This is a genomic window from Stenotrophomonas sp. 278, from assembly GCF_003935715.1.
Classification (GTDB): Bacteria; Pseudomonadota; Gammaproteobacteria; order Xanthomonadales; family Xanthomonadaceae; genus Stenotrophomonas; species Stenotrophomonas maltophilia_AH.
In genome coordinates, this window is sequence record NZ_RHPP01000140.1 from 1 (window position 1) to 374 (window position 374).

Annotated in this window: 1 protein-coding gene; it reads right to left on the reverse strand. The window is 51.9% G+C overall.

Features of this window, described 5'->3' with window-relative positions; all coding sequences use genetic code 11:
* Window positions 1-122: 122 nt before the first annotated feature.
* Window positions 123-374 (reverse strand): DUF1629 domain-containing protein (locus tag EGJ34_RS22345; RefSeq protein ID WP_343202944.1); only part of this gene is annotated, 252 nt, incomplete at its 5' end.

The window sequence follows — 374 nt, forward strand, 5'->3', positions numbered from 1 at the left end:
TGGCGGTCTTCTTCTTGGGTGGCATACATGATCCTTTTCAACATGTTATGCCCGAACACAAAATTCCTGACAGTCCCGCCCCTTCCACATAATCCCCCCTCACTCTATGACATGCCCACGGATCAATAGTCCGCCGCGTCCTGTATCGACATGCCAGTGTCTTCACCCATTACACCCAGGCCGTGCTCCACAAGCGCATCTCTCATCTTCCGATCACAGACGATGAGCGCGTCATTGAATTCTGAGCGAAAAATATGCACATCGGCAACCACGTCACGCTTGAATGCCAAGCGCGCTCCGCCAGCGAGCCGATAGAATTTTCCTTTTGGAAAGCCATCTGTGAGGATCCTTACATCTGATGCTTCCTCGTCAAC